Origin of the sequence: Mycobacterium sp. 663a-19, from assembly GCF_035616495.1 — a bacterium.
Taxonomy (GTDB): domain Bacteria; phylum Actinomycetota; class Actinomycetes; order Mycobacteriales; family Mycobacteriaceae; genus Mycobacterium.
Genome location: NZ_JAPJAV010000004.1, coordinates 54,252 through 80,135, shown reverse-complemented (window position 1 = coordinate 80,135; position 25,884 = coordinate 54,252). Strand labels below are relative to the sequence as shown.

Annotated in this window: 26 protein-coding genes; 14 read left to right on the top strand and 12 right to left on the bottom strand. The window is 70.2% G+C overall.

The window, feature by feature from the left end; genetic code table 11:
* Positions 1–118: 118 nt before the first annotated feature.
* Both OQ968_RS08990 and OQ968_RS08985 read left to right on the top strand, forming a co-directional pair.
* Positions 119–568, top strand: coding sequence for a nuclear transport factor 2 family protein (locus OQ968_RS08990; RefSeq protein WP_324676840.1), 450 nt, complete (start codon positions 119–121; stop codon positions 566–568).
* Positions 569–813: 245 nt separating this feature from the next.
* Positions 814–1,110, top strand: coding sequence for a DUF732 domain-containing protein (locus OQ968_RS08985; RefSeq protein ID WP_324676838.1), 297 nt, complete (start codon positions 814–816; stop codon positions 1,108–1,110).
* A gap of 12 nt (positions 1,111–1,122) precedes the next feature.
* Here the strand turns inward: OQ968_RS08985 and OQ968_RS08980 are convergent, their stop codons facing one another.
* The 5 genes from OQ968_RS08980 to bfr all read right to left on the bottom strand — a co-directional run bounded on the left by OQ968_RS08980 (position 1,123) and on the right by bfr (position 6,754).
* On the bottom strand, positions 1,123–2,247 hold the full coding sequence (locus tag OQ968_RS08980) for an amidohydrolase family protein (RefSeq protein ID WP_324676836.1): 1,125 nt from the start codon (positions 2,245–2,247) through the stop codon (positions 1,123–1,125).
* The gene (locus OQ968_RS08975; protein ID WP_324676834.1) at positions 2,244–3,596 is read right to left on the bottom strand and encodes a glutamine synthetase family protein; all 1,353 of its coding nucleotides are present in this window, start codon (positions 3,594–3,596) and stop codon (positions 2,244–2,246) included. Before OQ968_RS08975 ends, OQ968_RS08980 begins: the two co-directional genes overlap by 4 nt.
* A 22-nt stretch (positions 3,597–3,618) precedes the next feature.
* Positions 3,619–4,113 carry a carboxymuconolactone decarboxylase family protein gene (locus tag OQ968_RS08970; protein ID WP_324676832.1) on the bottom strand — a complete coding sequence of 165 codons (495 nt, stop codon included), beginning with the start codon at positions 4,111–4,113 and terminating at the stop codon, positions 3,619–3,621.
* Complete coding sequence (locus OQ968_RS08965; RefSeq protein ID WP_324676830.1) at positions 4,110–6,206, bottom strand: MDR family MFS transporter; 2,097 nt, start codon at positions 6,204–6,206, stop codon at positions 4,110–4,112. The genes OQ968_RS08970 and OQ968_RS08965 overlap by 4 nt, the downstream gene beginning before the upstream one ends.
* A gap of 68 nt (positions 6,207–6,274) precedes the next feature.
* A complete protein-coding gene (gene bfr / locus OQ968_RS08960; protein ID WP_324676828.1) occupies positions 6,275–6,754 on the bottom strand; it encodes a bacterioferritin in 480 nt (159 codons plus the stop codon).
* A gap of 275 nt (positions 6,755–7,029) precedes the next feature.
* On the opposite strand from bfr, the gene OQ968_RS08955 reads away from it, so the two are divergent.
* A complete protein-coding gene (locus tag OQ968_RS08955) occupies positions 7,030–7,209 on the top strand; it encodes a (2Fe-2S)-binding protein (RefSeq protein WP_324676826.1) in 180 nt (59 codons plus the stop codon).
* 11 nt (positions 7,210–7,220) lie between these two features.
* Here the strand turns inward: OQ968_RS08955 and OQ968_RS08950 are convergent, their stop codons facing one another.
* The 4 genes from OQ968_RS08950 to OQ968_RS08935 form a co-directional block, all read right to left on the bottom strand.
* Complete coding sequence (locus OQ968_RS08950; RefSeq protein WP_324676824.1) at positions 7,221–7,973, bottom strand: enoyl-CoA hydratase/isomerase family protein; 753 nt, start codon at positions 7,971–7,973, stop codon at positions 7,221–7,223.
* Between the two features lie 20 nt (positions 7,974–7,993).
* The gene (locus OQ968_RS08945; RefSeq protein ID WP_324676822.1) at positions 7,994–8,437 is read right to left on the bottom strand and encodes a PPOX class F420-dependent oxidoreductase; all 444 of its coding nucleotides are present in this window, start codon (positions 8,435–8,437) and stop codon (positions 7,994–7,996) included.
* Entirely contained in the window at positions 8,434–9,147 is a 714-nt protein-coding gene (locus OQ968_RS08940) for a hypothetical protein (RefSeq protein WP_324676820.1), read from the bottom strand. The genes OQ968_RS08945 and OQ968_RS08940 overlap by 4 nt, the downstream gene beginning before the upstream one ends.
* Before the next feature lie 214 nt (positions 9,148–9,361).
* Positions 9,362–10,297 carry a hydrogen peroxide-inducible genes activator gene (locus tag OQ968_RS08935; RefSeq protein ID WP_324676818.1) on the bottom strand — a complete coding sequence of 312 codons (936 nt, stop codon included), beginning with the start codon at positions 10,295–10,297 and terminating at the stop codon, positions 9,362–9,364.
* 102 nt (positions 10,298–10,399) lie between these two features.
* On the opposite strand from OQ968_RS08935, the gene OQ968_RS08930 reads away from it, so the two are divergent.
* From OQ968_RS08930 to OQ968_RS08920, 3 genes are read left to right on the top strand one after another with little or no spacing between them, the layout of a single operon-like run.
* Entirely contained in the window at positions 10,400–10,987 is a 588-nt protein-coding gene (locus OQ968_RS08930; RefSeq protein ID WP_324676816.1) for a peroxiredoxin, read from the top strand.
* Positions 10,988–11,018: 31 nt separating this feature from the next.
* Positions 11,019–11,555 carry an alkyl hydroperoxide reductase gene (locus OQ968_RS08925; protein WP_324676814.1) on the top strand — a complete coding sequence of 179 codons (537 nt, stop codon included), beginning with the start codon at positions 11,019–11,021 and terminating at the stop codon, positions 11,553–11,555.
* Positions 11,556–11,576: 21 nt separating this feature from the next.
* Entirely contained in the window at positions 11,577–12,860 is a 1,284-nt protein-coding gene (locus tag OQ968_RS08920; RefSeq protein WP_324676812.1) for an alpha-amylase family glycosyl hydrolase, read from the top strand.
* Here OQ968_RS08920 and OQ968_RS08915 read toward each other — a convergent pair.
* Positions 12,857–13,291 carry a DUF1810 domain-containing protein gene (locus OQ968_RS08915; RefSeq protein WP_324676810.1) on the bottom strand — a complete coding sequence of 145 codons (435 nt, stop codon included), beginning with the start codon at positions 13,289–13,291 and terminating at the stop codon, positions 12,857–12,859. The two genes, OQ968_RS08920 and OQ968_RS08915, sit on opposite strands and share 4 nt — an antisense overlap.
* Before the next feature lie 18 nt (positions 13,292–13,309).
* On the opposite strand from OQ968_RS08915, the gene OQ968_RS08910 reads away from it, so the two are divergent.
* The 7 genes from OQ968_RS08910 (at position 13,310) to OQ968_RS08880 (ending at position 21,167) form a co-directional block, all read left to right on the top strand.
* The gene (locus OQ968_RS08910; protein ID WP_324676808.1) at positions 13,310–14,554 is read left to right on the top strand and encodes an alpha-hydroxy acid oxidase; all 1,245 of its coding nucleotides are present in this window, start codon (positions 13,310–13,312) and stop codon (positions 14,552–14,554) included.
* Positions 14,555–14,642: 88 nt separating this feature from the next.
* Entirely contained in the window at positions 14,643–16,973 is a 2,331-nt protein-coding gene (gene lon, locus OQ968_RS08905) for an endopeptidase La (RefSeq protein ID WP_324676806.1), read from the top strand.
* 755 nt (positions 16,974–17,728) lie between these two features.
* Entirely contained in the window at positions 17,729–18,118 is a 390-nt protein-coding gene (locus tag OQ968_RS08900) for a nitroreductase family deazaflavin-dependent oxidoreductase (protein WP_324676804.1), read from the top strand.
* An 8-nt stretch (positions 18,119–18,126) separates the two neighbouring features.
* Positions 18,127–18,459: a TfoX/Sxy family protein gene (locus tag OQ968_RS08895; protein WP_324676802.1), complete on the top strand. Its 333-nt coding sequence runs from the start codon at positions 18,127–18,129 to the stop codon at positions 18,457–18,459.
* Positions 18,460–18,511: 52 nt separating this feature from the next.
* Positions 18,512–19,141, top strand: coding sequence for an endonuclease (locus OQ968_RS08890; protein WP_324676800.1), 630 nt, complete (start codon positions 18,512–18,514; stop codon positions 19,139–19,141).
* A 7-nt stretch (positions 19,142–19,148) separates the two neighbouring features.
* Entirely contained in the window at positions 19,149–19,874 is a 726-nt protein-coding gene (locus OQ968_RS08885) for a DUF72 domain-containing protein (RefSeq protein WP_324676798.1), read from the top strand.
* 60 nt (positions 19,875–19,934) lie between these two features.
* Positions 19,935–21,167, top strand: coding sequence for an NAD(P)/FAD-dependent oxidoreductase (locus OQ968_RS08880; protein ID WP_324676796.1), 1,233 nt, complete (start codon positions 19,935–19,937; stop codon positions 21,165–21,167).
* Here OQ968_RS08880 and OQ968_RS08875 read toward each other — a convergent pair.
* Both OQ968_RS08875 and OQ968_RS08870 read right to left on the bottom strand, forming a co-directional pair.
* Complete coding sequence (locus tag OQ968_RS08875) at positions 21,156–23,261, bottom strand: NAD-dependent epimerase/dehydratase family protein (RefSeq protein ID WP_324676794.1); 2,106 nt, start codon at positions 23,259–23,261, stop codon at positions 21,156–21,158. The two genes, OQ968_RS08880 and OQ968_RS08875, sit on opposite strands and share 12 nt — an antisense overlap.
* A 111-nt stretch (positions 23,262–23,372) precedes the next feature.
* The gene (locus OQ968_RS08870; RefSeq protein ID WP_324676792.1) at positions 23,373–24,857 is read right to left on the bottom strand and encodes an acetyl-CoA acetyltransferase; all 1,485 of its coding nucleotides are present in this window, start codon (positions 24,855–24,857) and stop codon (positions 23,373–23,375) included.
* Between the two features lie 101 nt (positions 24,858–24,958).
* Between OQ968_RS08870 and OQ968_RS08865 the strand changes: the two genes are divergently transcribed.
* On the top strand, positions 24,959–25,873 hold the full coding sequence (locus tag OQ968_RS08865; RefSeq protein WP_324676790.1) for an undecaprenyl-diphosphate phosphatase: 915 nt from the start codon (positions 24,959–24,961) through the stop codon (positions 25,871–25,873).
* The last annotated feature ends 11 nt before the right edge of the window (positions 25,874–25,884 follow it).

Here is a 25,884-nt window from a genome sequence, read left to right as displayed (position 1 = left end):
TTGCCGGCGCGGGGTGGGCGCGCCGAGTGTGGGCCCTGGGTACGGGAACCGCCTCGGATTCGTCCATAGGCCCCACGCTGGTTGACACCCGTGCGGCAACCGGGTTTATTTGGCCGCTATGACTGAGGTTTCTACGACAGCGGCCGTGACCGGGCTGTGGGATGCGCTTTCGCGACGGGATTGGGACGAGGTCAAGACGTTCCTGGCGGACGACTGCCTCTATGCCGACATGCCGGTCCCCGCGTTGTCGGCGCGGGGACCCGAGAACATCGTGAAGCGGCTCAAGATGGGGCTGGAGCCGCTGGCGGGCTACGAGAACCACGAGGGCCTGTTGGTGTGCAACGGCCCCGACGCCATCTACGAGCATTCCGAGACTTGGACTTTCGCGACGGGCGAGCGGGGCGTCCTGAGATTCGTCACGGTGCACAAGGTGGTCGACGGCAAAATCGCTGTCTGGAAAGACTATTGGGACATGAACAGCCTCGTCAGCTTCGCGCCGCCCAATCATTTCGAAGGCCTGGCCACCGGGGACACCAGCTGGGTGTTCGACGCGACCGGTCTGGTCTGACGGTTCGGCTTCTTTACCACCCGGCAACGGGCATCTGACCGGCTGATGGCCGGTGCGTGAATTCTTTCGATCGCCGGTGTGGGCGGCGGCATCAGGGGCTACCAGCCGTCCTGGCGAGCGATTCTCCGGAAAGTCGTTGGGCTACGGCTACTGCCGGCGGCGCCGGCACCGCCCGCCGGATCAAGTGCACATCGATTCGATGGAAGGGTGAATCCGAAATGGCTATCCGCCTGCTAGTAGCTGTCATGGTCGTGTTGCTTGGCCCATGGGGAGCGGTCTCGGTCGCTCACGCCGAGACCAACGACGATAAGTTCCTGAAAGCGTTGAAGTCCGAGGGCATCACCGACCACGTGTCCACCGGTCACGCGATCGAGGCCGGTCACACGGTTTGTTCGAAACTCGACCAGGGCATGACGCCCAGCCAGGTGGCGGCCGACGTGATCAACAGCAGCAACATGCCCGCCTACCACGCGGGCTACTTCGTCGGCGTGAGCATCAAGGAGTACTGCCCGCAGTACATGCCCAAGGACGGCAGCAGCTGACGGCACGCGCTCTCAGCGGCTCCCCGCGTCGAGGTCGTAGACGCGGGAGGAGTTTTCGTAGGCGATAAGGTCGACCACCCGCTTCGCGTCGCTTTCGCACCAGTCGCCGTCGTCGACGAATCGGCGCAGCACGCGGTGAATGCCGTTGCGCCACAACCTGGCACCGAGGAAGTGCAATTCGGCGGGCCCGAACCCGTCCGACGAGTACACGATCCTGGGGAAGGGCGCCAATTCCAGCAGCCGGGCGATGAACGCGGGCGCGCGGGAACCGAGCTGGTTCACGCTCAGCCCGCCGTCGAGGTAGACGTTGTTGAAGGCCTGGGCCAGGTAGCCGGCCTCGCGCTCGTAGGGGTAGCAGTGCAGCAGCACGATCGGGGTGTCGCCGGACCGCCGCAGGAAGTCGAGCAGGTATAGCGGGTTGGCCTTGTGCAGGTCGCAGTCCCGGTCGCCGAGGCCGACGTGGAATTGCAGCGGCTTGGCCAGCCGCAGCGCCTGATGCAGGCCGAAACGCAGCAGGACGCGATCCTGCAGCCGGGTCCCGCCGCGGTCGCGCCACCGCGCGGCGGCCTCGGCGACCTGCGGCGGGGACGGCTCGGTCAGGTCGCCGTCGAACCCGCCCCGGTATGCCAGGATCGACTTGGCGCCGACGGCCGTGGCCATCCGCCGGTGCAGGATCTCCTCGAACGCCGAGGCGTAGTCGCCGGGCGCCCGCGCGGCCTGCTCGGCGACCTGCTCGAGCCGGACGACCTCGTGGGCGCGGCCGCCGGACAGCTCGCTCAGCTGACCGGGATCGGCGACGCCGCCGCCGATCCCGGTGTCCACCAGCCAGTCGCTGACCCCGGCGGCCGGCAGAAACAGGCGGGCCAGCCCATCCTCGGTGAATTCGCTGCGCCGCTCCCAATAGGACTGCGGGTCAACGTGTTTGGGCAACCCCAGCAGAGGGGCGCAATGGGCACGCACCGCGAAGCCGAGCTGTGAGTCGAAACCCGGGTATGCCACCGGTTCGGTGTTGGCCTCGTTGAGCGCGTTCTCGAACCGGCGCCGGTCCCCCGGCGCCAGCCAGCAGCCGTGCACGTGCTGATCGATCAGCGGCACTTCGCCGATGTGCCGCGCCAGATCGCCGTCGGGGACCGTCACAGGCTCCAGGCCATCCGGAACTTGTCCGCGAGCCGCTCGGGGTCCAGGGCGCCGTAGCGGTCGTGCTCCAGGCGGCGGACCGCGACGACCGTGTCGACCACGGGATCCCCCAGGATTCTGCGCAGCAACTCCGAATTATCCAGCGCGGCAATCGCTTCCGCCTGCGCCTCCGGAAGTTGCAGCACACCGTTGCGCTCGCGCTCGGAACCCGAGAGCTTCGCCGGGTCGATCGTCGTCTCCGGCGGCAGCGTCGCGTGCCCCCGGATCCCGTCGAGCGCCAGCCCGAGGATCGCCGCCGAGGCCAGGTACGGATTCGCCGAGGGGTCGACGATCTTCACCTCGACGTTGCCGCCGTGGGCGCTGCCCGGGCCGCCCTTTACGAATCGCACTGCGGCCTCGCGGTTCTCGGTGCCCCAGCACGCATAGGCGCCGGCCCAGTTGCCGGGCCGCAGCCGCAGGCCGGACACGATCGATCCGCACAGCACGCCCTGCGCCTCGGGCAGCCCGCGAATCACCCCCGCCACCGCGCTCTCCCCCGCCGGTGTCATGCCCGCGGCCCCGGTCCCGCCGGAGAACAGCGGACCCTCGGGCGCGACCAGCGAGAAGTGCTGGTGTGCACCGGATCCGACGCTGCCGGCGAACGGCGCCGGCGACAGGCTGATGCGCAACCCGTGACGGCGGGCGGCCCGGCCGACGATGATCCGGGTCAGCACCAGCTGGTCGGCCGCGGCCACCGGCGGCAGCGGCGACAACGAGATCTCGAACTGGTTGGGGCCGTACTCGGGATGAAATTGCTCGATTCCGACGCCGGCGGTGGTGGCCGTCGCGAGGACGTCCCGGATGAAGGCCTCGTGTTCGAGCACGCCGGCCAGGCCGTATTGCGCCCACAGCACCGACGGCAGCGCCGCGCCGTCCGGGTCGACCAGCAGGAATTCGATCTCGTGGCCGACCGTCGCCTCGATGCCGGCGTCGGCGAGCGCGGCCTCGACCCGCCCCAGCGTGCCGCGGGCACACGCGGCGACGGGCGTGCCGTCCTGCTCGAAGAACGCGGCCGGCGCCCACGCCAGCCCGTCGCCGATGATGCGCAGCGCGGACAGGTCGATGCGCAGGCGCTGATCGCCGACCACGCCGACGTCGTCGGTGAAGGCGATGCCGGTCTGGTCGATGGCGAACACGTGCCACGACGGGCTGGCACCCAGCCCGGGATCGGCGAACGTGTTGCTCCGGCGGATCGGCACCGTCTTGGCCTGGGTGAGCCCGGCCGGGTTCACCACGGTGCCGATGACGGTGTCGACGCCCTCGGACTCCAGCTGGGCGATCGCCGCGGCGGCAAGCGGTGTGGCCGTCATGGCAGCCCGACGGGTCGCGTGGCTAGGCGCGGCTGGGCAGGGTCAGCTTGCAGGCCTGGCCGATGTCCAGGGTTCGCAGCATGCGTCCCATGCCGACCCACAGCGCGCAGGACATGGCCAGGTCGGCGAGCAGCTCCTCGGAGAAGTGCTCCTTGCACCGGCTCCAGAAGTCTTCGTCGTCGCGCAACTTGGTGTGCTCGGTGCCGAAGCGGTGGGCGAACTCGGCCGCCAGGCGCTCCTGCTCGCTGTAGCCCGGCCAGGTGCGCCACTCGAGCGCGTGCTCGTAGAGCTCCTCGTCGACGCCCGCGGCCGGGCCGTCCGCGTCGCGGGTGTTCATGCACACCGTGCATTCGTTGTCGTGGGCGATGACCGCACGGGCCAGCTCGCGGGTGCGCATCGGCAACCGGTTCTTGGTGTAGACCGCCTGGCTGAAGTTGGCGATCGCGCCGCCGAGGTCCGGGGATTTCGAGGCCCAGCCGTAGATGTCGTCGTCGGCGAACGTTCCGATTCGGCTCATGGCGTGATGGTACGCCCATCCCCCGGGCCTACCGTCTGGACGGCCGCCGTCGGGCGTTCCTCGTGCCAATCGCGTTGGGCGACAACGCGATGCGCGACGCGTTCGAGCGCGGCCTGCACCTGCCGGTGATCCGGCCGACCCGCGTAGCCGGGCGAGCGGGCCAGCTTGTCGGTGAGCCACGCCACCAGCAGCGAGTGCACGTAGGCGACCTGCTGGGCCCCGGCCGGGGTCAGCCACATGTCGTCGCCGTCGCGCCGCGCGTAGCCGGAGGCGACCAGGCGGGCGAAGGTGGGCTCCAGCACCTCGAACGGGACGCGCAGGTAGTCGGCCATGTCGGTGAGCCGGGCCGCCCCGTACACCTGGCGGTAGCGGTTGATCCGCAGCAGGCCCCACAACCCGGCGACGTCGAGCCGCGAATCGGGTCGCATCGCGATGCTGCGCAGCCGCATGCCCGGTTCGCCGCGCAGCATCCGCGCGATGGCGTTCTCCAGCATCTGGTCGGGCGTCTCGCTGGTCGGCATCCCGAACGCGTCGCCGAGATCGACTGTGCTGTCGTGGATGTCGCGCAGCGGGACCTCGCGCAGGAACAGCGCCAACACGAACCCGACCACCGCGACCGGCACCGCGCAGAGGAAGACCTGGGTGAGCGACGTGGCGTAGGCCGCCACGATCGGGGCCGCCTCCGCGTGCGGCAGCCGGTGCAACGCCCCGGGTGACGCCGCCGCGGCGGCGGGCGCGTGGCCGGCCGCCAGGGCCGGGCCGATCCGGCTGTGCAGGAAGTTGGTGAACAGCGAACCGAATATCGCCGCGCCGAACGAACCGCCGATGGTGCGGAAGAAGGTGACCCCCGAGGTGGCGACGCCGAGGTCGTCGAAGCTCGAGGTGTTCTGGACGATGAGGATCAGCGTCTGCATGCACATCCCGATCCCCGCGCCCAGGATCACCAGGAACAGCGACTGCAGCAGCGCCGATGTGGACGCGTCCATTCGCGACATCAGCAGGAACGCCACCGCCATCACCGCGGTGCCCGCGACCGGAAAGACCTTGTATCTGCCCGTGCGGCCGACCAGCGCGCCGCTACCCATCGAGGTGGTCAGCATCCCCACCACCATCGGAAGGGTGCGCAGGCCCGACGTGGTCGCCGAGACGCCGTCGACGAACTGCATGTAGGTGGGCAGGAACGTCAGCGCGCCCAGCATCGCGAACCCGACCACGAACGACAGCACGCAACACACCGTGAACACCGGGCTGCCGAACAGCCGGGTCGGCAGGATCGGCTCGGCGACACGGCTTTCCACCCAGACGAAGATCCCGAGGGCCACCGCGGAACCGGCGAACAGCCCGACGATGGTCGTCGAGCCCCACGGATAGGTGGTCCCGCCCCAGCTGGTGGCCAGTGTCAGCCCCGTGGCGCCCAGGCCGACCAACAGGATCCCGACGTAGTCGATGACCGGCCTGGTCCGTTGGCTGAGCGCCGGGATGGCAGCCGCGGCCACGAAGAAGACCACGACCGACACCGGCACGTTGATCCAGAACGCCCAGCGCCACGTCAGATGATCGGTGAAGTACCCGCCGAGCAGCGGCCCGATCACCGTGGTGACGCCGAACACCGCGCCCATCGCGCCCTGGTAGCGGCCGCGATCCCGCAGCGGGATCACCTCGCCGATCAGCGCCATGGCGGTCACCATGAGCCCGCCGCCGCCGATGCCCTGCAGCGCGCGCGACGCCACCAGCATGCCCATCGACTGCGAAAGCCCGCATAGCACCGACCCGGCGACGAAGAACACGACGGCGGCCTGGAACACCCTCTTGCGGCCGAAGAGGTCACCGAACTTGCCAACCAGGGCGGTGATGACGGTCGACGCCAGCAGGTAGCTGGTGACCACCCACGACTGATGGCCGGCCCCGCCGAGGTCGGCGACGATGGTCGGCAGCGCGGTCGCCACGATCGTCTGGTCCAGCGCGGCCATCAGCATGCCGAGCAACACCGCCACGAAGATGAAATTCCGTCGCTGCGGCTCTACCGCGACGTTCTCGGGAGCGGACTCGGCGGCCGGGCTGGCCGGGATCGCTGCCGGTGTCGCGCTCGTCATGCCTGCCCTCCCGTCGGCGTCCGATGCTTACGGGTGCCCACGGCCAGGCGGCGGCAATCCGCCGACGATCAGCTAGGCGGGCGCGAGACGCATTGGGCCGAGTACAGCTCCTCGCCCAGCTTCTCCATCAACTCCAGCTGCGTCTCCAGGTAGTCGATGTGCTTTTCCTCGTCGGCCACGATCTTCTCCAGCAGGATGGCGCTGGTGCTGTCCTGCTTCTCCCGGCACATGATGATGCCCGGCTTGAGCCGGTCCATCACCTCGTATTCGATGGCCAGGTCGGCCTCGAACTGCTCGCGCAGCGTCTGGCCGATGCGCAGCGAGAAGAGGCGCTGATAGTTCGGCAGCCCGTCGAGCAACAGGATGCGATCGGTGATCTCCTCTGCGTGGCGCATCTCGTCGAAGGACTCGGCGCGGGTGTGCTCGGCGAGCTCGGTGAAGCCCCAGTTGTCCTGCATCTTGGAATGCAGGAAGTACTGGTTGATGGCGGTGAGCTCGCTGGTCAGCTGCTCGTTGAGCAGGCGCAAAACATCCGGGTCGCCTTGCATGATCGCTCCTACGGTCGAAGGGGGCTGTCACGTCGGGCCGCCGGGAGGTGGGCCGGGCCGAGGCACATCCTGCCGGGGGTTACCAGCAGCACTTTGCCACGCCGATTTCGAATCTTCCAGCAAGGTTTGGCTGCGCTCAGTGGGTCGCTGGGTCGGTGCCGGGCATGACTTAGGTCACCCATGGTTAGGTTAGACTCCACTAATCTTCTTAGGTTAGACTCCACTAATATGAGGCTTGTTCGTTCGGCTTTCGCCCGCGTGGGGAGGGTGCGCTGATGTACGTATGCCTCTGTGTCGGGGCCACCAATCACATGGTGTCCGACGCGGTAGCGCGGGGCGCGTGCACGTCGAAGGAGGTCGCCGCCGCGTGCGGGGCCGGCGCCGACTGCGGGCGCTGCAGGCAGACGCTGCGCGCGATCATCGCCGCGGCGCGCCAATTGGAGCCCGCGCCGTAGCGAGTTGCCGCTCAGCCTCTTTTGTTGAAATCGGCCAGCGCCGCCGCGTTGGCTTGCGCGCCCATCAGCTCGGCAAAGTGAGCGTTTTCCCGCGCGCTGGCCGCCGCGATGTCCGGGCGGACGGGTTCGACCATCGTGTGCTTGACGGCCATCAGGCTCGAAATCGGCTTGGCGGCAAGGATTTCGGCGTGCCGACGGGCCTCGGGCAGCAGGTCGTCCGGCTCGCACACCCGCCAGACCAGGCCCATCCGCAACGCCTCGTCGGCGTCGACCCATTCCGACGACATCAGCAGCCAGGCGGCGTTCTGCCGGCCCACCAGCTGCGGCAGCAGGTATGACGAAGCCGCCTCGGGGGCGACGCCCAGGCTGGTGAACGGGCATTTCAGCCGCGCGGTGGAGGACATGAACGCCAGGTCGGCGTAGCCGAGGATCGTGGCGCCGATCCCCACCCCGACGCCGTTCACCGCGCAGATCAGTGGCTTCGGAAACGCGCTGAGCGCGTCGATCAACCCGGTGAAGCCGTGCTTTCCCGGGGTGAAACCGGGGTCGGTGATCCGCGCCTGCATCTCGGCGAGGTCGGTGCCGGCGCTGAAGCCGCGCCCGGCACCGGTCAACAACACGACGGCGACGTCGGGATCGTCGGCGGCGGCCAACAGGGCGTCGGCCGTGGTGTCGTAGAGGGCTTCGTTGAACGCGTTGAGCGCCTCGGGCCGGTTCAGGGTCAGGGTGCGCACCCGTTTGTCGTCGTCGATCCGCAGAATCACGGCTGCAGCCTATTGGTGGATTACCCGTTGCTGTAGACGCGGGTCGGTTCGATCAGCACCACGGCGCGCCGCTCGTCGGCCATCACCCGGTCGTACTCGTCCCAGTTGTCGTGCGTGCCGCCCGCCGCGGTGAAGACCTCGCGCAGCAGCAACCGCAACCGGTCGGCGTCCGTCAGCCAGGGCTGCGCGTCGTCTTGCCCGGCCAACTCGGCGCGGCCCTCGACGGTGGCCCACTGCCAACCGTTGCGAAACGTGACCGCCAGCTGCGGCCGGGCCCGGAGGTTGGCGAGTTTGACCTTGCCGTACGTGGTGAAGCCGAGCGACGGCCGGCCGGTGGCCGGGTGCGGCAACAGGCCGACGTTGACCAACGAAGCCTGCACGGTGCCGTCGGCACGAACGGTGGACACCACCGCCAGGCCGCTTTCGGCCGCCGCCAGCGCCACCGCGTCGTCGAGTGTCGTCATGCGCTGTCCTGTCCTGTGAAGGGCGACCGGAACACGTACCGGCTGGTCGGCACGGTGTCGATGTTCTCGTTGGCGCCAAATGCGGTTGTGCTGGCGACCATCCGGCTCAGGCGGTCCTGCAGGTCGGCGTCGTCCGCGGCGCCGAAGAACGCCTTCAGGTCGGTGATTGCCTCCGCGGGGAACAACTCCTCGACGATGCCGGCGATTCCCGGCGCGCCTTCGGTGAGCGTGCGTACCACCCAGTTCTGGGTGTAGCCGAACGTCGACTGGGTCTCGATGGCCACCGACGTGTGGTCGCGCTGCCAGCGGGTCAGCCAGGTCTCCTGGTCGAGGGTGGCCGGCCGGCGCAGCAGCGCAATGTTGGCCAAACCCGGTGTGCGAGCGCCGGATTGGACGGCCGGTCCGGGCAGCGGGACCGACTCCGTCACCAGGTAGGCGCCCAGCAGCTCACATTCCCTGGCGAGCAGGTCCAGCGCCGCCGCCGTCTGCTCGCCGTAGCACTGCTGGGTCCACAGGCTGACGACCGCGGCGACCGGCGGGTCCAGCGTCGTCAGCGTCATCAACGAGTGCCGCACCGCGCCGTCACGGACGTTGACGGCCAGCCCCGGCACGCCCAGCCCCAGCAGCGCATCGGCGACCGGGCCCCGTTGCCGGGCGCACCACTCGTCGTCGGCGTCGGCGCGCATGAGTACCGCGATGACCTTCTCCATGGGCTGAACCTACAGGGCCGCTGGGCGATCAGGCCGCCGCCTACTAATTGAGTGTGACGTTAGGGCTTTCGGCGTGAAGCTACGGCTTTGAGAGTGAGCCCACAGCGGGGATTTCGCGATTTCGACGCCCTCAGCTCACACCCAAAGCCAACGATTCACACCCAAAGCCAACGATTCACACCCAACCTGCACAGCGCCGCTAGGTGATCAACCCCTACGTGACCAGGCGGACCTTGTGCTCGCCGCCGACCGACTCGCCGATGATGCCGGCGAGCCGCCGATAGGGTTCGTCGCGCCCGCTCGAGGAGCGGAACACCAGGCCGATCCGCCGGCCGGGGCGGGGAGTCGCGAACCGCGCGAGCCCGAGCCCGCCGCGCGCGGCCTCCACCGCCACCGCGCTCTGCGGGATCAGGGTCACGCCCAGCCCGCCGGTCACGCACTGCACGGCGGTCGCCAGCGATGCGGCCCGGGTGTCGGCGAGCTCGGCGCGCACGCCCGCCTTCTTGCAGACGTCGAGGGCCTGATCGCGCAGGCAGTGCCCCTCGTCCAGCAGGAGCAACGGCAGCCGCGCCAACGCCGCGGCCGGCACCCGGTGCCGGCCGGAAAGCGGATGCCCCGGCGGGACCGCGAGCAGGAAATCCTCTTCGTAGATCGGTATCTCGGTGACCCCGGGGGCATCGGCGGGCAGCGCGATCAGCGCCGCGTCCAGTGCCCCGTCGCGCAGCGCCGCCAGCAGTCGTTCGGTCTGGTCCTCCACCACGCGCAGCGTGAGCGCGGGCAGGCGACGCGCCAGGCCGGCCAGCACCGCCGGCAGCACGTAGGGCGCCACGGTGGGGATCATCCCCAGTCGCATGGTGCCGTGCAGCGGGTCCGCTGCCCCCGCCGCGGCGCCGGCGAAGGCCTCCACCGCCTCGGCGACGGCTTGGGCGAACGGCAGGAGTTGCATGCCCTCGGTCGTGACGCGGACCCGCCGCGTCGATCGCTCGATGAGGCGGGTGCCGACGCCGGCCTCCAGCGCCGCCAACGCCTGCGACAGCGTCGACTGGCTCACGCCGAGAGTCGTTGCGGCGCTGCCGAAGTGCTGCTTCTCGGCGACCGCGACGAAGGCGCGCAGCCCGGCGATGGTGGGCTGATAACTCTTATTGGGCATGCCAATAAGTATAGTGCGAAATATCACTTTTACTTCTGACTGGATTCCCGGCATCATGGGTGCAGAAGGCTAATCTTGAGTAGATCCAGATAAGGAATGGACATGGCACTGCTGACAATCGGCGACCAATTCCCCGCGTACCGGCTCACCGCGCTGATCGGCGGCGACCTGTCGAAGGTGGACGCCAAGCAACCGGGCGACTACTTCACCACGATCACCAGCGACGACCACCCCGGCAAGTGGCGCGTGGTCTTCTTCTGGCCCAAGGACTTCACCTTCGTGTGCCCCACCGAGATCGCGGCGTTCGGCAAGCTGAACGACGAGTTCGAGGATCGCGACGCGCAAATCCTGGGCGTCTCGATCGACAGCGAGTTCGTGCACTTCCAGTGGCGCGCGCAGCACGAGGACCTCAAGCGGTTGCCCTTCCCGATGCTCTCCGACATCAAGCGGGAACTGGTCCAGGCCACGGGTGTGCTCAACGACGAGGGCGTCGCGGACCGGGTGACCTTCCTCGTCGACCCGAACAACGAGATCCAATTCGTATCGGCGACCGCGGGATCCGTGGGGCGTAACGTGGACGAGGTGCTGCGGGTGCTGGACGCCCTGCAGTCCGACGAGCTGTGCGCCTGCAACTGGCGCAAGGGCGACCCGACGCTGGACGCCGGCGAGCTGCTCAAGGCTTCTGCTTAGGCCCGGTCGCGACCCGACTGAAAGAAGCGAGATGACTATAGAGACTCTCAAGGCCGCGCTGCCGGAGTACGCGAAGGATCTCAGGCTCAACCTCTCCTCGATCACCCGCAGCACCGTCCTGGACGCCGAGCAGCTCTGGGGCACCCTGCTGGCCAGCGCGGCGGCGACGCGAAACACCCAGGTGCTGACCGAGATTGGCGCCGACGCCGCCGAGAACCTGTCCGCCGAGGCGTACCAGGCGGCGCTGGCGGCCGCGTCGATCATGGGCATGAACAACGTCTTCTACCGCGGTCGCGGCTTCCTCGACGGCGCCTACGACGACCTGCGCGCCGGGCTGCGGATGAACGTCGTCGCCAATCCGGGTGTGGACAAGGCTAATTTCGAACTCTGGTGCTTCGCGGTGTCATCGATCAACGGGTGCTCGCACTGCGTGGTCGCCCACGAGCACACGCTGCGGGAGGCCGGGGTGAGCCGGGAGACCATCCTGGAGGCGTTGAAGGCCGCGGCGATCGTCGCCGGTGTGGCACAAGCGATTACCGCGTCGCAGACGCTGGCCGCGGTCGGCTGATCGCCGCGACGTGACTCGTTCATGACCCCGGCTTGGGTCGCACACGCGATCTGGTGGCAGGTCTATCCCCTGGGTTTCGTCGGCGCGTTCCCGGCGCCTGAGGGATCGGGGCCGCCGGGTCCCGGCGAGCACCGGCTGCGCCGTCTCGTCGATTGGTTCGACCACGCCATCGCGCTGGGGGCATCGGGGATCGCGCTGGGCCCCATCTTCGCCTCGCGCACACACGGTTACGACACCACCGATCACTACCGCATCGACCCGCGCCTCGGCGACGATTCCGACTTCGACCATCTCGTCACCGAGGCGCGCCGCCGCGGGTTGCGGATCCTGCTCGACGGCGTGTTCAACCACGTCGGCGTGGACTTCCCCCGCTACCGAGAGGCCACACCCGGTTGGTTCAGCGGGGATACCTTCGAGGGCCACTCCGAGCTCGTCACCCTCAACCACGCCAACCCCGAGGTCGTCGCCTACACCGCGGACGTCATGGCGCACTGGCTGCGCCGCGGCGCCGACGGCTGGCGACTGGACGCCGCTTACATTGTGCCGCAGGAATTTTGGGCCGCGGTATTGCCGAGGGTCCGCGAACAGCATCCGGACGCCTGGTTCGTCGGCGAGCTCATCCATGGCGACTACGCGGCGGTGGTCGACGCGGCCGGGTTCGATTCGGCCACCCAGTACGAGCTGTGGAAGGCGATCTGGAGCAGCCTCAACGACGCCAACTTCTTCGAGCTGGACTGGGCGTTGCAGCGGCACAACACCTTTCTCGCCGGCTTCGCCCCGCTGACCTTCATCGGCAATCACGACGTCACCCGCATCGCCAGCCGGCTGGAAAACCCCGCCCACCTGGCCCACGCGCTGGTGCTGCTGCTGACGGTCGGCGGCGTGCCGAGCATCTACGCCGGCGACGAGTTCGGCTTTCGCGGTGTCAAGGAAGAGCGATACGGCGGGGACGACGCGGTGCGCCCCGAGTTCGGCTCTCCCCCAGCGCCATTGGACGCATTCGGGGCCGAAGTGTGGGAGCTGCACCGCTACCTCGTCGGGCTGCGGCGCCGGCACCCGTGGCTGCATTCGGCGACGACCACCGCGCTGCGGCTGGAAAACCGGCGCTACGTCTACGCGACCCGCAGCGGCGACGACGCGCTGCTGGTCGCGCTCAACATCGACGACGACCCGCTGCGGCTGACCCTGTCCGAGCTGGGCCCGGCGCCGGCCGAGGTGGTCGCCGGCTCGGCGGCCCCGCCCCAGGACGTCGTCGAGACGGTGGTCGTCGAGCCCAACGGCTGGCGCATCCTGCGCCCCGCCTAACGGGTCAGCCGCGCCACGGTCAGCGGATCCTGCTCGCCGTCGTAGTACTTCTCGAGCAGCGCGACAAAGTCCCCGTTGTCGTCGGTGGCGCGGACGAACAGCGTCATCGACGAACGCAGCTTGAGGTCGTCGGGCGAGCCGAAGATCTCCCCGATCGAACGGCCCCGCACCCCGTTGACCAGTTGGGTGCACTCGTGCAGTCGCGGCCCGAGCACCTCGTGGCGCAGGTAGGCGCGGGCCTCCTCGAGGGAGCCGATGCCGTAGTGAGCCGCCATCGGGCTGCTGCCCAGCCCGCGCAGTTGCGGGAACACGAACCACATCCAATGAGCGCGCTTGCGGCCGTCGCGCAACTCGTCGACGACGCCGCGGTAGACCGGGGCCTGCGCGTCGACGAAACGCTTCAGGTCGAAGGGGTCGGCCGCCGACGTCATTCCACTACGGTTGCACAGATGGCGGTCAAGCGGCGAGTGCCCAAAGTGCGCGATCTGGCACCGTTGCTCAAATTCAAGCGACCTCGGCTCGATTCGACCGAGCGCCGCCTCGACGCCGCGTTCACCGTCGAGGACCTGCGACGGATCGCCAAGCGGCGCACCCCCAAGGCGGCGTTCGACTACGCCGACGGCGCCGCCGAGGACGAGCTGTCGCTGCGGCGTGCCCGACAAGCGTTCCGCGACATCGAGTTTCACCCGACGATCCTGCGCGACGTCAGCAACGTGACCGCCGGCTGGAACGTGCTGGGCCAGCCCGTTGTCCTGCCGTTCGGGATCGCGCCGACCGGATTCACCCGCCTGATGCACACCGAGGGCGAGATCGCCGGGGCGCGGGCGGCGGCCCGGGCCGGGATCCCGTTCTCCCTGTCCACGCTGGGCACCTGCGCGATCGAGGACCTGGTGACCGCGGTTCCCCAGGGGCGGAAATGGTTTCAGCTGTACATGTGGCGCGACCGCGAGCGCTCGATGGCGCTGGTGCGGCGCGCGGCCGACGCGGGCTTCGACACCCTGCTGGTCACCGTCGACGTGCCGGTCTCCGGGGCGCGGTTGCGCGACAACCGCAACGGGATGACGATCCCGCCGACGCTGACCCTGCGAACCGTGCTCGACGCGGTGCCGCACCCGAAGTGGTGGTTTGACCTGCTGACCACCGAGCCGCTGGCGTTCGCGTCGCTGGATCGCTGGTCCGGCACCGTCGGCGAGTATCTGAGCACGATGTTCGACCCCAGCCTCACCTTCGACGACCTGGACTGGATCAAGGCCCGGTGGCCCGGAAAGCTCGTCGTGAAGGGCATCCAGACCCTCGACGACGCCCGCGCCGTCGTCGAGCGTGGCGTCGACGGCATCGTGTTGTCCAATCACGGTGGCCGCCAACTGGATCGGGCCCCGGTGCCGTTCCACCTGCTGCCCACGGTCGCGCGCGAGCTCCGCAAGGACACCGAGATCCTGCTGGACACCGGCATCATGTCGGGCGCCGACATCGTCGCGGCGATCGCGCTGGGGGCGCGCTGCACGCTGGTCGGGCGGGCCTACCTGTACGGGCTGATGGCCGGCGGCGAGGCGGGCGTGGCCCGCGCCATCGAAATCCTGCAGACCGGGCTGATCCGGACGATGCAGCTGCTGGGCGTCACCTGCCTGGAAGAGCTTTCGCCCGCGCACGTCACGCAGCTGCGGCGGCTGGGCCCCGTCGAGCTGCCGGACTGACGCCGGGAAAGCCGGCCCGCAGTCCCCGGCGGGAACAAACCACGTCCCCCAAAGGTTGAGCGCAACAGACTAAATCTTTGGAGGATGAGTGTCCCAAGCCAAATCGGTGCCGGTGCTGTTCGTCACCGACACCATCGTTTTACCCGGCATGGTCGTGCCGATCGCCCTGGACGACGCCGCGCGGGCTGCCATCGACGCCGCCCGGGCCAGCGAGTCGGGGCAGCTGCTGATCGCCCCCCGGCTCGAGGACCGGTACCCGTCGCACGGCGTGATCGCCAAGATCCTGCAGGTGGGACGCATCGCCGGTGGCGGCACCGCCGCGGTGGTGCGGGGTGAGCGCAGGGCCCAGATCGGGGCCGGGGCAAGCGGACCGGGCCCGGCGCTGTGGGTCGAGGTGACCGAGGTCACCGAGGGCGAGCCGACCGACGAGGTCAGGGCGCTGGCCGCCGAGTACAAGAAGCTGCTGCTGGCCATGCTGCAACGCCGCGAGGCCTGGCAGATCGTCGACTACGTCAACAGCCTGACCGACCCGTCGGCGCTGGCGGACACGTCCGGCTACGCGTCGTATTTGACCGAGGTGCAGAAGCGGCAACTGCTGGAGACGGTGGATGTCGCCGAGCGGCTGCGCGTGCTGATCGACTGGACCGGCGACCACCTGGCCGAGGTCGAGGTCAACGACAAGATCGCCGAGGACGTCCGCGAGGGCATGGAGAAGACGCAGAAGGAGTTCCTGCTGCGCCAGCAGCTGGCCGCGATCCGCAAGGAGCTCGGTGAGGGCGAGCCGGACGGGTCCGACGACTACCGGGCCCGCGTCGAGGCCGCCGACCTGCCCGAGAAGGTGCGCGAGGCCGCGCTGCGCGAGGTCGGCAAGCTGGAACGCGCCAGCGACCAGAGCCCGGAAAGCGGCTGGATCCGCACCTGGCTGGACACCGTGCTGGACCTGCCCTGGAACGTCAGGACCGAGGACTCGACCGACCTGAGGGCGGCGCGGGACATCCTGGACGCCGACCACCACGGCCTGGACGACGTCAAGGACCGCATCGTCGAATACCTGGCCGTGCGGACCCGCCGCGCGCAGCGCGGGCTGCAGGTCGTCGGGGGCCGCGGCTCCGGCGCGGTGATGGTGCTGGCCGGTCCCCCCGGCGTCGGCAAGACGTCGCTGGGCGAGAGCGTGGCCCGGGCGCTGGGTCGCAAGTTCGTGCGCGTCGCGCTGGGCGGCGTGCGCGACGAGGCCGAGATCCGCGGGCACCGGCGCACCTACGTCGGGGCGCTGCCCGGCCGGATCGTGCGCGCGATCGGCGAGGCGGGATCGATGAATCCCGTTGTGCTGCTTGACGAAATCGATAAGGTCGGCTCCGACTACCGCGGCGACCCGAGCGCGGCGCTGCTAGAGGTGCTCGACCCGGCGCAAAACCACACGTTCCGCGACCACTACCTGGATCTGGACCTCGACCTGTCCGATGTGGTGTTCCTGGCCACCGCCAACGTCATCGAGAACATCCCGTCGGCGCTGCTGGACCGGATGGAGCTGGTGGAGCTGGACGGCTACACCGAGGACGACAAGGTCGCCATCGCCCGCGACTACCTGCTGCCCCGGCAGCGCGAGCGGGCCGCGCTGAGCGACGACGAGGTCACGGTCACCGACGCCGCGCTGCGCAGGATCGCCGCCGACTACACCCGCGAGCCCGGGGTCCGGCAGTTCGAGCGGCTGCTGGCCAAGGCGCTGCGCAAGGTGGCGACCAAGCTCGCCGAGGACGGCGAGCCGAGGGCCCGCATCGTCGTCGACGAGGCCGACCTCGTCGGCTACCTGGGCCGGCCGCGGTTCACGCCCGAGTCGGCCGAACGCACCGCGGTGCCCGGCGTGGCCACCGGCCTGGCCGTCACCGGCCTGGGCGGCGACGTGCTCTACATCGAAGCGGGCGCGACCGACGGTGAGCCGGGCCTCCAGCTCACCGGTCAGCTGGGTGACGTGATGAAGGAGTCGGCGCAGATCGCGCTGTCCTACGTGCGCTCGCACGCGTCTGAGCTGGGCGTCGACCCCAAGGCGCTGGACCGGCGCATCCACGTGCACGTGCCGGCCGGAGCGGTGCCCAAGGACGGCCCGTCGGCCGGTGTGACCATGGTCACCGCGCTGGTGTCGATGGCCACCGGGCGCCACGTCCGCTCCGACGTCGGCATGACCGGGGAGGTCACGCTGAACGGCCGGGTGCTGCCGATCGGCGGGGTGAAGCAGAAGCTGCTGGCCGCCCAAAGGGCCGGCCTGTCAACGGTTTTCATCCCGGCGCGCAACGAGCCCGACCTGGATGACGTGCCCGCCGAGGTGCTCGAGGCGCTGACCGTGAAGCCGATGACCGACGTCGGTGAGATCGTCGCGCAGGCGCTGGAGCCCGCGGCCGAGGCGGCGACCGTCGCGGCCTGACGCCGCCCGGCTCACAGCGAACATGTTTCAGCTTCCCCCGGGCCCGGGTACGCCCCGGTGCAGAGGGAGGACCGGCCGGGGGGTTTCACCTCTGCCCGTGTCAGCAAAGACGCGGGTGACGAACAACAAATCAGCGCCGTGAGGCCGCCGGACGGCGGCCGAACGGCTCGATAAGGAGTTCATTCATGAGGTTGAACAGAATTGCTGCTAGTGCCGCTATTGCAGGGTCTCTGGGATCTGCGGCGCTCGGAATCGGTGCCGGGCTGGCGCAGGCCGGCCCGAATGGGCCGAATGTGCCGGGGCCGGTGCCGGGCCCGAACGTGCCCGGCCCGAATGTGCCGGGCCAGGGCCCGAATGTGCCGGGGCCGAATTTCCCGGGGCAGCCGATTTGTAACGGTGGACCGGGCGTGAACTGCAACAATCCGGGCACTCCCCTTCCGCCGGGTCAGCGCGGCGCGCCACCGCCGGGGCACTACAACGACCCGGTCGGCTACGGGCTTCCGGCGACCTGGACGTACAACGGTGAGAACAACCTTCCGGTCGTGTACAACCCCGCGGTAAACGCGTGGGGTGTCTTCACGACCGACGGTCAATTCCACGTGTACACGGGCCCCGAGGGAGCCGGGGCCGGGTTCGGAACCGGGGCAGGGGCCGGAACAGGTACCGGAGCAGGACCGGGCAGCTAAAGGCTGACGTTGACGGCCACCCCCAAGCCATGGGGGTGGCCGTTCTCGTCTGCGGCAGAATCGGCAGGTATGGCTGACATTCGGGATCTGAAACGGCAGATAGTGCATCGCATGCAGCGGCTGGTGGTCAATCCGATCGGCCGGCAATTGCCGGTCACCATGCTCGAGACCACCGGCCGCAAGTCCGGACAACCACGGCGCACCGCGGTCGGCGGAAGCGTGGTGGACAACCAGTTCTGGATGGTCTCCGAGCACGGCGAGCATTCGGACTACGTCTACAACATCAAGGCCAACCCCGCGGTGCGGGTGCGCATCGACGGCCAGTGGCGAACCGGAACCGCGCACCTGCTGCCCGACGACGACCCACGGCAGCGGCTGCGCAGCCTGCCGCGGCTCAACGGCGTCGGGGTGCGGACGATGGGCACCGACCTGCTCACCATCCGCGTCGACCTGGACTGACGCGGATCATGGCCTACGACGAGGATCTGGCCAACCGGATTCGCGAACTGCTCGGCTCCGAGCGCGGCGTCGAGGAAAAACGCATGTTCGGCGGCCTCGCCTTCCTGATCAACGGCAACATGTCGGTGGCCGCCAGCGGGCAGGGCGGCCTGCTGGTGCGGGTGCCGCCGGACGACGGCGACAAGCTGGCCGACCGCGCCCACGTCAGCCCGATGGTGATGGCGGGCCGACCGGCCCGCGGCTGGTTGCGCGTCGACAGCGAAGGCGTGAAAACCAAGCGCCAGCTTCAGGGTTGGGTGGCCCGCGGAGTCGGCTACGCGCGCGGCCTGCCCCCCAAATAGCCGCGGCGGGCAGCCCGGTTTGCCCGGGAACGGCGCGGGTACGCGGGCCGGTATGGACAAGCGGCTGGCGCGGCGGCTTCTCGACGTCGCCGGGACGACGTACGCCGCCGAGGCCGGCATCCGGGTCAACGACAAACCGATGCCGCTGTTCCAGTTGCTGGTGCTGTGCATGCTGGCCAGCAAGCCGATCGACGCCACCACCGCCATGCGCGCGGCCCGCGAGCTTTTCAAGGCCGGCCCGCGGACCCCGAAGGCCGTCCTGGCCTCCGACCGGCGCACCATGATCAGCGCGTTCGGCCGCGCCCACTACGTGCGCTACGACGAGAGCTCGGCCACCCGGCTCACCGGCATGGCCGAGCGGGTGCGCGACGAGTACGGCGGGGATCTGCGCGAACTCGCCGCCCGCAGCGGGCACGACGCCGGCGAGGCGAAGCGCATGCTCAAGAAGTTCAAGGGAATCGGCGACACCGGCGCCGACATCTACCTGCGCGAGGTGCAGGACGCCTGGACCTGGGTGCGCCCGTACTTCGACGACCGCGCCACCGCCGCGGCGAAGCAACTGGGCTTGCCGGCCGACGCCGCGAAGCTGGCAGCGCTGGCGCCGCGCGCCAACGCGCGCCTGGCCGCCGCGCTGGTGCGGGTGGGCCTGGACGACGACCTGCGCCGGCGGGTGACCGGTTGAGCGGCCGGTGACGGTGCGGATCGGCACGTCGGGCTGGTCCTATCAGCACTGGACCAACGTCCTCTACCCGAAGGGGCTGGCGCCCGCCAAGCGGCTGGCCCGCTACGCCGAGGTGTTCGACACCGTCGAGCTCAACGGCAGCTTCTACCGCTGGCCCAGGGATTCGACGTTCGCGGCGTGGCGCGAGCAGCTGCCGGCCGGCTTCACCATGTCGGTCAAGGCCCATCGCGGGCTGACCCACTACCGCCGGCTGGCCTCCCCCGAGCCCTGGATCGAACGGTTCATCCGCTGCTGGGACCTGCTGGGCGAGCGGCACGGCGTGCTGCTTGTCCAGCTGCACCCCGAGCAGCAGCGTGACGACGAGCGGCTCGACTCGTTCCTGCGGCAGGTGCCGGCGTCGATCCGGGTGGCCATGGAGTTGCGGCATCCGTCGTGGAACGATCCGGCCGTGTACCAACTGCTGGAACGCCGCCGCGCGGCCTACGTCGTGATGAGCGGCGCCGGATTGGCGTGCGTTCCGCGCGCCACCACCGATTTCGTGTACGTCCGGCTGCACGGCCCGGATCGGGACGCGATCTACGCCGGCAGCTATTCCGACGACGAGCTGCGGCGCTGGGCCGACAGGATCGCCGGGTGGGACCGCGACAACAGGGACGTGTGGGTGTATTTCAACAACGACCTGGGTGGGCACGCGGTGCGCAATGCCGTGACGCTGCAAGAACATTTGCGGTGAGCCGGCGCGAGTAGGCTGGGAACAGCGACAAAAGAATGACGAAAGAATGGAGCAGCAATCATGGCCAGCTCGACCGTATTCGTCATCGTCGGGGGCGGCCTCGCCGGAGCCAAGGCGGCAGAAGCGTTGCGCGACAACGGCTTTGACGGCCAGATCGTCTTGTTCGCGGAAGAGGAACACCTGCCCTACGAGCGACCGCCGCTGTCCAAGGAGTTCCTGGCCGGCAAGAAGTCGCTGACCGACTTCACGGTGCAGAACTCCGACTGGTACCGCGAGCACGACGTCGATCTGCGGCTCGGTTCGCGGGTGTCCGCCCTCAACGCGGGCGAACACAGCGTCGCCCTGCCCGACGGCACCACGGTGCGGTACGCGAAGCTGCTGCTGGCGACGGGATCGGCGTCCCGGCGCCCGCCGATCCCCGGATCCGACGCCGAGGGCGTCCACTATCTGCGCACCTACGACGATGCCGTGGCGCTGAATTCCGTCCTCACCGAAGGGTCTTCGCTGGCCGTCGTGGGCGCCGGCTGGATCGGCCTGGAGGTGGCCGCCGGCGCGCGGCAACGCGGCGTCGACGTGACCGTCGTCGAGACCGCCAAGCAACCGCTGGCGGCCGCGCTCGGCGAAACCGTGGGCGAGGTGTTCGCCCGGCTGCATCGCGATCACGGGGTCGACCTGCGACTCGAGGCGCAGGTCGACGAGATCACCACGGCCGACGGCAGGGCCACCGGGCTGAAAATGCGCGACGGGTCGACCGTTGCCGCCGACGCGGTGCTGGTGGCCGTCGGCGCCAAGCCGAACGTCGAGCTCGCCGAAACGGCCGGGCTGTCGATGGGTGACGGCGGCGTGCTGGTCGACGCGTCGCTGCGCACCAGCGACCCCGACATCTACGCCGTCGGCGACATCGCCGCCGCGCAACACCCGCTGTTCGGCTGCCGGATCCGCACCGAGCACTGGGCCAACGCGCTCAAGCAACCCGCCGTGGCCGCGGCCGGGATGCTGGGCAAGCCAGGAGAATATGCCGAGCTGCCCTACTTCTTCACCGACCAGTACGACCTCGGAATGGAATACGCCGGGCACGCCCCCAGCTTCCAGCGGGTGGTGTTCCGCGGCGACGTCGCCGGACGCGAATTCGTCGCGTTCTGGCTCGACGGCGACAACCGGGTGCTGGCCGGGATGAACGTCAACATCTGGGACGTGCTCGACGACGTCAAGGCCCTGATCCGGTCCGGCGCTTCCGTCGACCCCGACCGGCTGGCCGATGCAGGTTCGCCGCTTGCCGAGCTATCGAGCTGACGCCTCGACGGGCGTCCACGCCCCGTCGATGACGTCGGGCGGGCGTTGCGCCTGCAGGCGCTCCCGCTCGGCGCGCCGCCGCTTGATCCGCAGCCGGGCGTCGGCCGGCATGGTGACCAGCTCGTCACACGTCAGGTAGTACACGTCGGCCGCCACGTCGATCAGCTCCGCGGCGGCCCGCCGAGACCCCAATTCGCGCAACGTCATTCGCAGCTCATGCGTGAACCGGATGGCGGTGTCGTGGGCCAGCTCGCGCGAGACGCGGGCGCCGGATGCCAGCCGCCGGGGCAGCGTCGCGGGCGGGGCCGGCTCGGCGGGTGCGGCGGCGGCTTCGGCGGCCGCCGCCAGCAGCATCGCCGGATCGTCGGCGAACACCGTGCCGGCCAGCTCCGCCTCCCCCGGCCCGCGGTGCCCGATCCGGGCGATGGCGGCGTCGAGCGCGGCGGCGGTGCGGGGCGACAGCGCACGGATGCTGTCCAGGTTGCCCTCCCGGGCCATGGCGCGCAGCGGGGGGTCGTCGCGCAAAACCGTTGCCAGGTCGGCGATCTCGGTCGAAATGGCGCTGCCTTCCATGATCATGTCCAGCCCCGGCACCCTGGTTCCCGCCCCGGTGGGCTCCAGCGCGGCCGCGGTGAGGCCGGTGTCGATCAACGACAGCGCCGTCAGGATCCAGCCCTGGTGAATCCGGTCCCGCAGCAGCCGCGCCCGCACCCCGAGGCCCGCGTCGGGCAGCAGGCTCAGCTGCCCGGGATCGAGGTGTTCCGCGGCGGCGGCCGCGGCGTAGGCCCGGGTGTTGGTCCTGAGGTGGCGCAGCACGGCCAGCGAGCGTGCCGTGGCGACCGCTTTGGCGACCGACCCGACCGCGCCGCCGGCCAGCAGGGGCGGACCGAGCGGCAGCAGGTCACCGACCTGCGGCTGGCCGACCAGGGCGCGCCGGACGACGGCGTCGGAGTCCCAGCCGGGCAGCTGGGCGGCGGCCACGACGTTGGAGGACACCCCGAGGTAGGGGCGGTGACCGAAAACCGCGATGGCCCTGCTGCCCCATTCGTCGGCCACCACGCCACCGAGCGCGAGCACCCGACCCAGCACCCGGCCGGCGGTGCGCAGCCCGCTCAGCTGGACGTCCAGCGTGATCGGGGTGAGCGGCCCGGGCAGCGCCTCGGCGAGGCCGGTCGCGCTGAAAACCGGGAACCGCGGATCGATCAGGTCGTCGAACTCGCCCTCCACGCCCTCCGGCGCGGCGTTGCGCAGCTCGCCGGGCGGCACGTGCCGCGGCAGCACCTCCACCGGCAGTGCCAGCTCCCCGCCGTGGCTGACGGCACCCGCGGGCCCCAGCCGGCGGCCGACGAGTCCACGCGCGGTGTCGGCCACCGCCTCGATCGCCTGCCAGCCGAACTCGAAGCCCCAATCCTCTTGCGCCGCAGTGATATCCAACTCCGGGATCAGCTGCGACCAGCTGGGGATCCGATGCGTCCTGGAACGCGGGTCGGCGGAGCGCAGCACCCGCCAGGCCGTGATCACGTTGGTGGTGTCCGGGGTGGCGAGATCCACCACGCCGGTGCGGTCGGTGTCCAGCGCCGACACCAGGAACCGCACCAGGTCGTCGAGGTGCAGCACCCGCATCGTCTGCGCGGAGACCTTGCTGCGCAGCAGCGTGGCCACGGTGCGGCACACCATCCAGTCCAGCTGACGGCCGACCGGCGGCGCGGCCCGGACGACGACGCTCGGCGCCCAACCGGTGGACACCAGCTCCTCGGCCGGCCGGTACAGGTCGGGCCGGCCCGCGGCCTGGGACACGAACAGCAGCCGCGCGCCGGCGCGGGCGGCCGCGTGGGTCACCCGGGCGACCCCGTCGATGTCCGCGCCGCCGGGGGCGGTCGGGTCGACCGGGGCGAGGTGGATGACCGCGTCGGCCTCGTCGGCCAGCTCCTGCAGGACCGGGTGGCTCAGCGGCGCGCAAACAAATTCGACGTCGGGATCGAGGCCGCCGTGCGGGCGCCCAGCAATGCCGCTGACCGTGTGGCCGGCGGCAATGAGCTGCCGTGCGACCAGCCGGCCGACGGTGCCGGTGGCGTCGGTAACCAGGATCTGCACCTGCGCTCACCTCTCCCAACGTCACCCTCGACAATAGGCAAGTCGCATTCGGTTCCGCGACCGTTACCCCGCAAACGGCGCCCTGGCCTGGCGGTATGGCCGGGCGGGGGGTCACTGCAAAGCGGCGCTGCCGTCCGCGGCGACGACGACCTTGGCGCCACCGATGTCTTCACGCACCGTCTCCTGCGCCGCGGCGCGGTCGGTGATCACCGCCAGCGTTCGCGACCCGTCCGGCGTGCGCACGGCAACGAACGCCTTCTCCGGCTGCCCGTCCCGGTCGAACGGCGTCGTCCACGCCTCGACGGTGCCGACGCCCTCCCACTCCACCAGGCCGGTCCGGGTGGGCTCCTCGTCCACCGCCGATTGCACGTCCTCCCAACGGAATTCGGCGGGAGGCTCGGTGCCGTAGACCCCGAAGCTGTGCTTGGTCAGGTAGCCGCCGTTGGCGGTGATCAGGGCGCGCCGCCCGGGGTTGGCGACCAGCAGCCCGGCCACGGTGGCGATCGAATGCGTGACGTAGTTGCTCCACGGGCCGCCCGCGAACGTCAGCCCGCCGGTGACGGTCAGCGGGCGGGCGGGGTCGTCGAGGCTCAACCCGAGTTCGGCGGCGGCGACCTGCACCGCCGACGGAAAGCACGAGTACAGGTCGACGTAGTCGACGTCGTCGATGCCCAGCCCGGCGAGCCGCAGCGCCCGGGCCCCGGCGATCCGGATGGCCGTCGAGCGGTGCAGCTCGTCGCGCTCGGCGATGGCGGGGGTGTCGTGGGCGTCGGTGCCCGCCTGCGGGTAGACCCAGCGCTCGGCCGGGACCCGCAGCCGCCGCGCCCGCTCGACCGACGTCAGGACCAGCGCGGCGCCCTGGTCGACCATGTTGTTGGAGTTCATCAGCTTGGTGTACGGCCAGCTGATCATCCGGTTCTGCGGGCCGGGCCGCCGGATTTCCTCGGCGGTCACCGGCTTGCGGATCCACGCGTTCGGGTTGCCGACCGCCACGGCGTTGAACCGCGCCCACAACCGTGCGACGCGCGCGAGATGGTCCCCGACCGACTCGCCGGTGGCGACGCGGAGCGCCTGCTCGAACAGCGGGTAGACGTAGGCCGGGCGGTCCATCTGGATCCTGAGCTCCGCGTCACCGGCCATCGGGACGTCGTCGCCGCTGACCTCGGCCGCCGGGACGGACTCGTCCTGAACCGTCCACTCCAGCCTGCCGCCCCTGGCCCGCAACCCCCGTCGGGTCCGCCAGGTTTCGGCGCCGGCGAGCAGCACCACGCCGGCCCGGCCCGCCTGGATGTCCAGGCAGGCCTGATTGACCAGCGACTGCGGCACGTTGCCGCCGACAGGGCTGTACAGGGTGCGGAAGTTGGCGGCGCCGATCCGCTGGCCCAGCAGCAGCCCGGGGTCCCGATACTGCGCCGACAGCACGTTGACCACCCGGATGGAGTCGACGGCCTCGATCACCCGCGGGCTCGCGGCCTGCCGGGCCGCGGCGGCCATCAGGTCGACCGGCTCGACGGACCGCTTGCCCGGGTCGATCTCGTCGCGGTGGTTGACCTGGCCGCAGCCGATCAGCACCGGTGTCCTGGGGTCGACGGTCACCGGACGAACCTATCGCGGTGCCGGTGCCGGCCCGCCGCGGGCACCGAAGCGTTGGCTATCGTCACAGGCCGACCCACGATCCGGACGGAGACAGCCAACCGATGACCGCGCACCTGAGCTATGTCGAGGCCGTGATCGTCGGCGCCGCCCAGGGCGTCACCGAGCTGTTCCCGGTCTCCAGCCTCGGGCACTCGGTGCTGGTCCCCGCGCTGGTCGGCGGGCAATGGGCCCAGGACCTCAACGTGTCCGCGCCGCAATCGCCCTACCTGGCATTCATCGTCGGCCTGCACGTCGCCACCGCCGCGGCGCTGCTGGTGTTCTTCTGGCGCGACTGGGTGCGCATCGTGGCCGGGTTCTTCTCCTCGGTGCGGCACCGGCGGGTCCGCACGCCCGACGAGCGGCTGGCCTGGCTGATCGTGCTGGCCACCATCCCGGTGGGCCTGGCCGGGCTGGCCCTCGAGCAGCTGTTCCGCACCACGCTGGGCAAACCCGTTCCGGCGGCGGCGTTCCTGCTCCTCAACGGCATCGCCCTGTACGCGGGCGAGGTGCTGCGCCGCCGGGTGGCGCCCGCTTCGGCCGACGCGACACCGGACGAGCGGCGCGAGCACACCGGCGAGGCCGTCGACAATCGGCTGGCCCAGCTGCCGATGCGCCGGGGCGTGGTGATCGGCTCCGCCCAGATCCTGGCCCTGCTGCCCGGCATCAGCCGCTCGGGCATCGCCATCGTGGCCGGCCTGTGGCGCGGCCTGTCGCACGAGGACGCCGCCCGGTTCTCCTTCCTGCTGGCGACGCCGATCATCCTGGCGGCCGGGGTGTACAAGATCCCGGAGCTGTTCGGGCCGCTGGGAGCCGGCATCGGCGGCCCGGTCCTGGCCGGCAGCGTCGCGTCGTTCGTCTGCGCCTACCTTTCGGTGCGCTACCTCACGCGGTATTTCCAAACCCGCACCCTGACGCCGTTCGCCGTCTACTGCGCCCTGGTCGGGGCCGCCAGCCTGGCCTGGCTCACGCTGCGCTGACTGCGTTTGTT

What these genes read in the sequence shown, in the direction of transcription:
- OQ968_RS08900 (WP_324676804.1), top strand. Translation starts at nt 17,729, where the DNA reads ATGGCTGACATTCGGGATCTGAAACGGCAGATAGTGCATCGCATGCAG.
- OQ968_RS08955 (WP_324676826.1), top strand. Translation starts at nt 7,030, where the DNA reads ATGTACGTATGCCTCTGTGTCGGGGCCACCAATCACATGGTGTCCGAC.
- bfr (WP_324676828.1), bottom strand. Translation starts at nt 6,754, where the DNA reads ATGCAAGGCGACCCGGATGTTTTGCGCCTGCTCAACGAGCAGCTGACC.
- OQ968_RS08985 (WP_324676838.1), top strand. Translation starts at nt 814, where the DNA reads ATGGTCGTGTTGCTTGGCCCATGGGGAGCGGTCTCGGTCGCTCACGCC.
- OQ968_RS08915 (WP_324676810.1), bottom strand. Translation starts at nt 13,291, where the DNA reads ATGACGTCGGCGGCCGACCCCTTCGACCTGAAGCGTTTCGTCGACGCG.
- OQ968_RS08940 (WP_324676820.1), bottom strand. Translation starts at nt 9,147, where the DNA reads ATGGAGAAGGTCATCGCGGTACTCATGCGCGCCGACGCCGACGACGAG.
- OQ968_RS08935 (WP_324676818.1), bottom strand. Translation starts at nt 10,297, where the DNA reads ATGCCCAATAAGAGTTATCAGCCCACCATCGCCGGGCTGCGCGCCTTC.
- OQ968_RS08865 (WP_324676790.1), top strand. Translation starts at nt 24,959, where the DNA reads ATGACCGCGCACCTGAGCTATGTCGAGGCCGTGATCGTCGGCGCCGCC.
- OQ968_RS08970 (WP_324676832.1), bottom strand. Translation starts at nt 4,113, where the DNA reads ATGAGCCGAATCGGAACGTTCGCCGACGACGACATCTACGGCTGGGCC.
- OQ968_RS08925 (WP_324676814.1), top strand. Translation starts at nt 11,019, where the DNA reads ATGACTATAGAGACTCTCAAGGCCGCGCTGCCGGAGTACGCGAAGGAT.
- OQ968_RS08965 (WP_324676830.1), bottom strand. Translation starts at nt 6,206, where the DNA reads ATGACGAGCGCGACACCGGCAGCGATCCCGGCCAGCCCGGCCGCCGAG.
- OQ968_RS08930 (WP_324676816.1), top strand. Translation starts at nt 10,400, where the DNA reads ATGGCACTGCTGACAATCGGCGACCAATTCCCCGCGTACCGGCTCACC.
- OQ968_RS08990 (WP_324676840.1), top strand. Translation starts at nt 119, where the DNA reads ATGACTGAGGTTTCTACGACAGCGGCCGTGACCGGGCTGTGGGATGCG.
- OQ968_RS08975 (WP_324676834.1), bottom strand. Translation starts at nt 3,596, where the DNA reads ATGACGGCCACACCGCTTGCCGCCGCGGCGATCGCCCAGCTGGAGTCC.
- OQ968_RS08920 (WP_324676812.1), top strand. Translation starts at nt 11,577, where the DNA reads ATGACCCCGGCTTGGGTCGCACACGCGATCTGGTGGCAGGTCTATCCC.
- OQ968_RS08880 (WP_324676796.1), top strand. Translation starts at nt 19,935, where the DNA reads ATGGCCAGCTCGACCGTATTCGTCATCGTCGGGGGCGGCCTCGCCGGA.
- OQ968_RS08890 (WP_324676800.1), top strand. Translation starts at nt 18,512, where the DNA reads ATGGACAAGCGGCTGGCGCGGCGGCTTCTCGACGTCGCCGGGACGACG.
- OQ968_RS08945 (WP_324676822.1), bottom strand. Translation starts at nt 8,437, where the DNA reads ATGACGACACTCGACGACGCGGTGGCGCTGGCGGCGGCCGAAAGCGGC.
- OQ968_RS08910 (WP_324676808.1), top strand. Translation starts at nt 13,310, where the DNA reads ATGGCGGTCAAGCGGCGAGTGCCCAAAGTGCGCGATCTGGCACCGTTG.
- OQ968_RS08895 (WP_324676802.1), top strand. Translation starts at nt 18,127, where the DNA reads ATGGCCTACGACGAGGATCTGGCCAACCGGATTCGCGAACTGCTCGGC.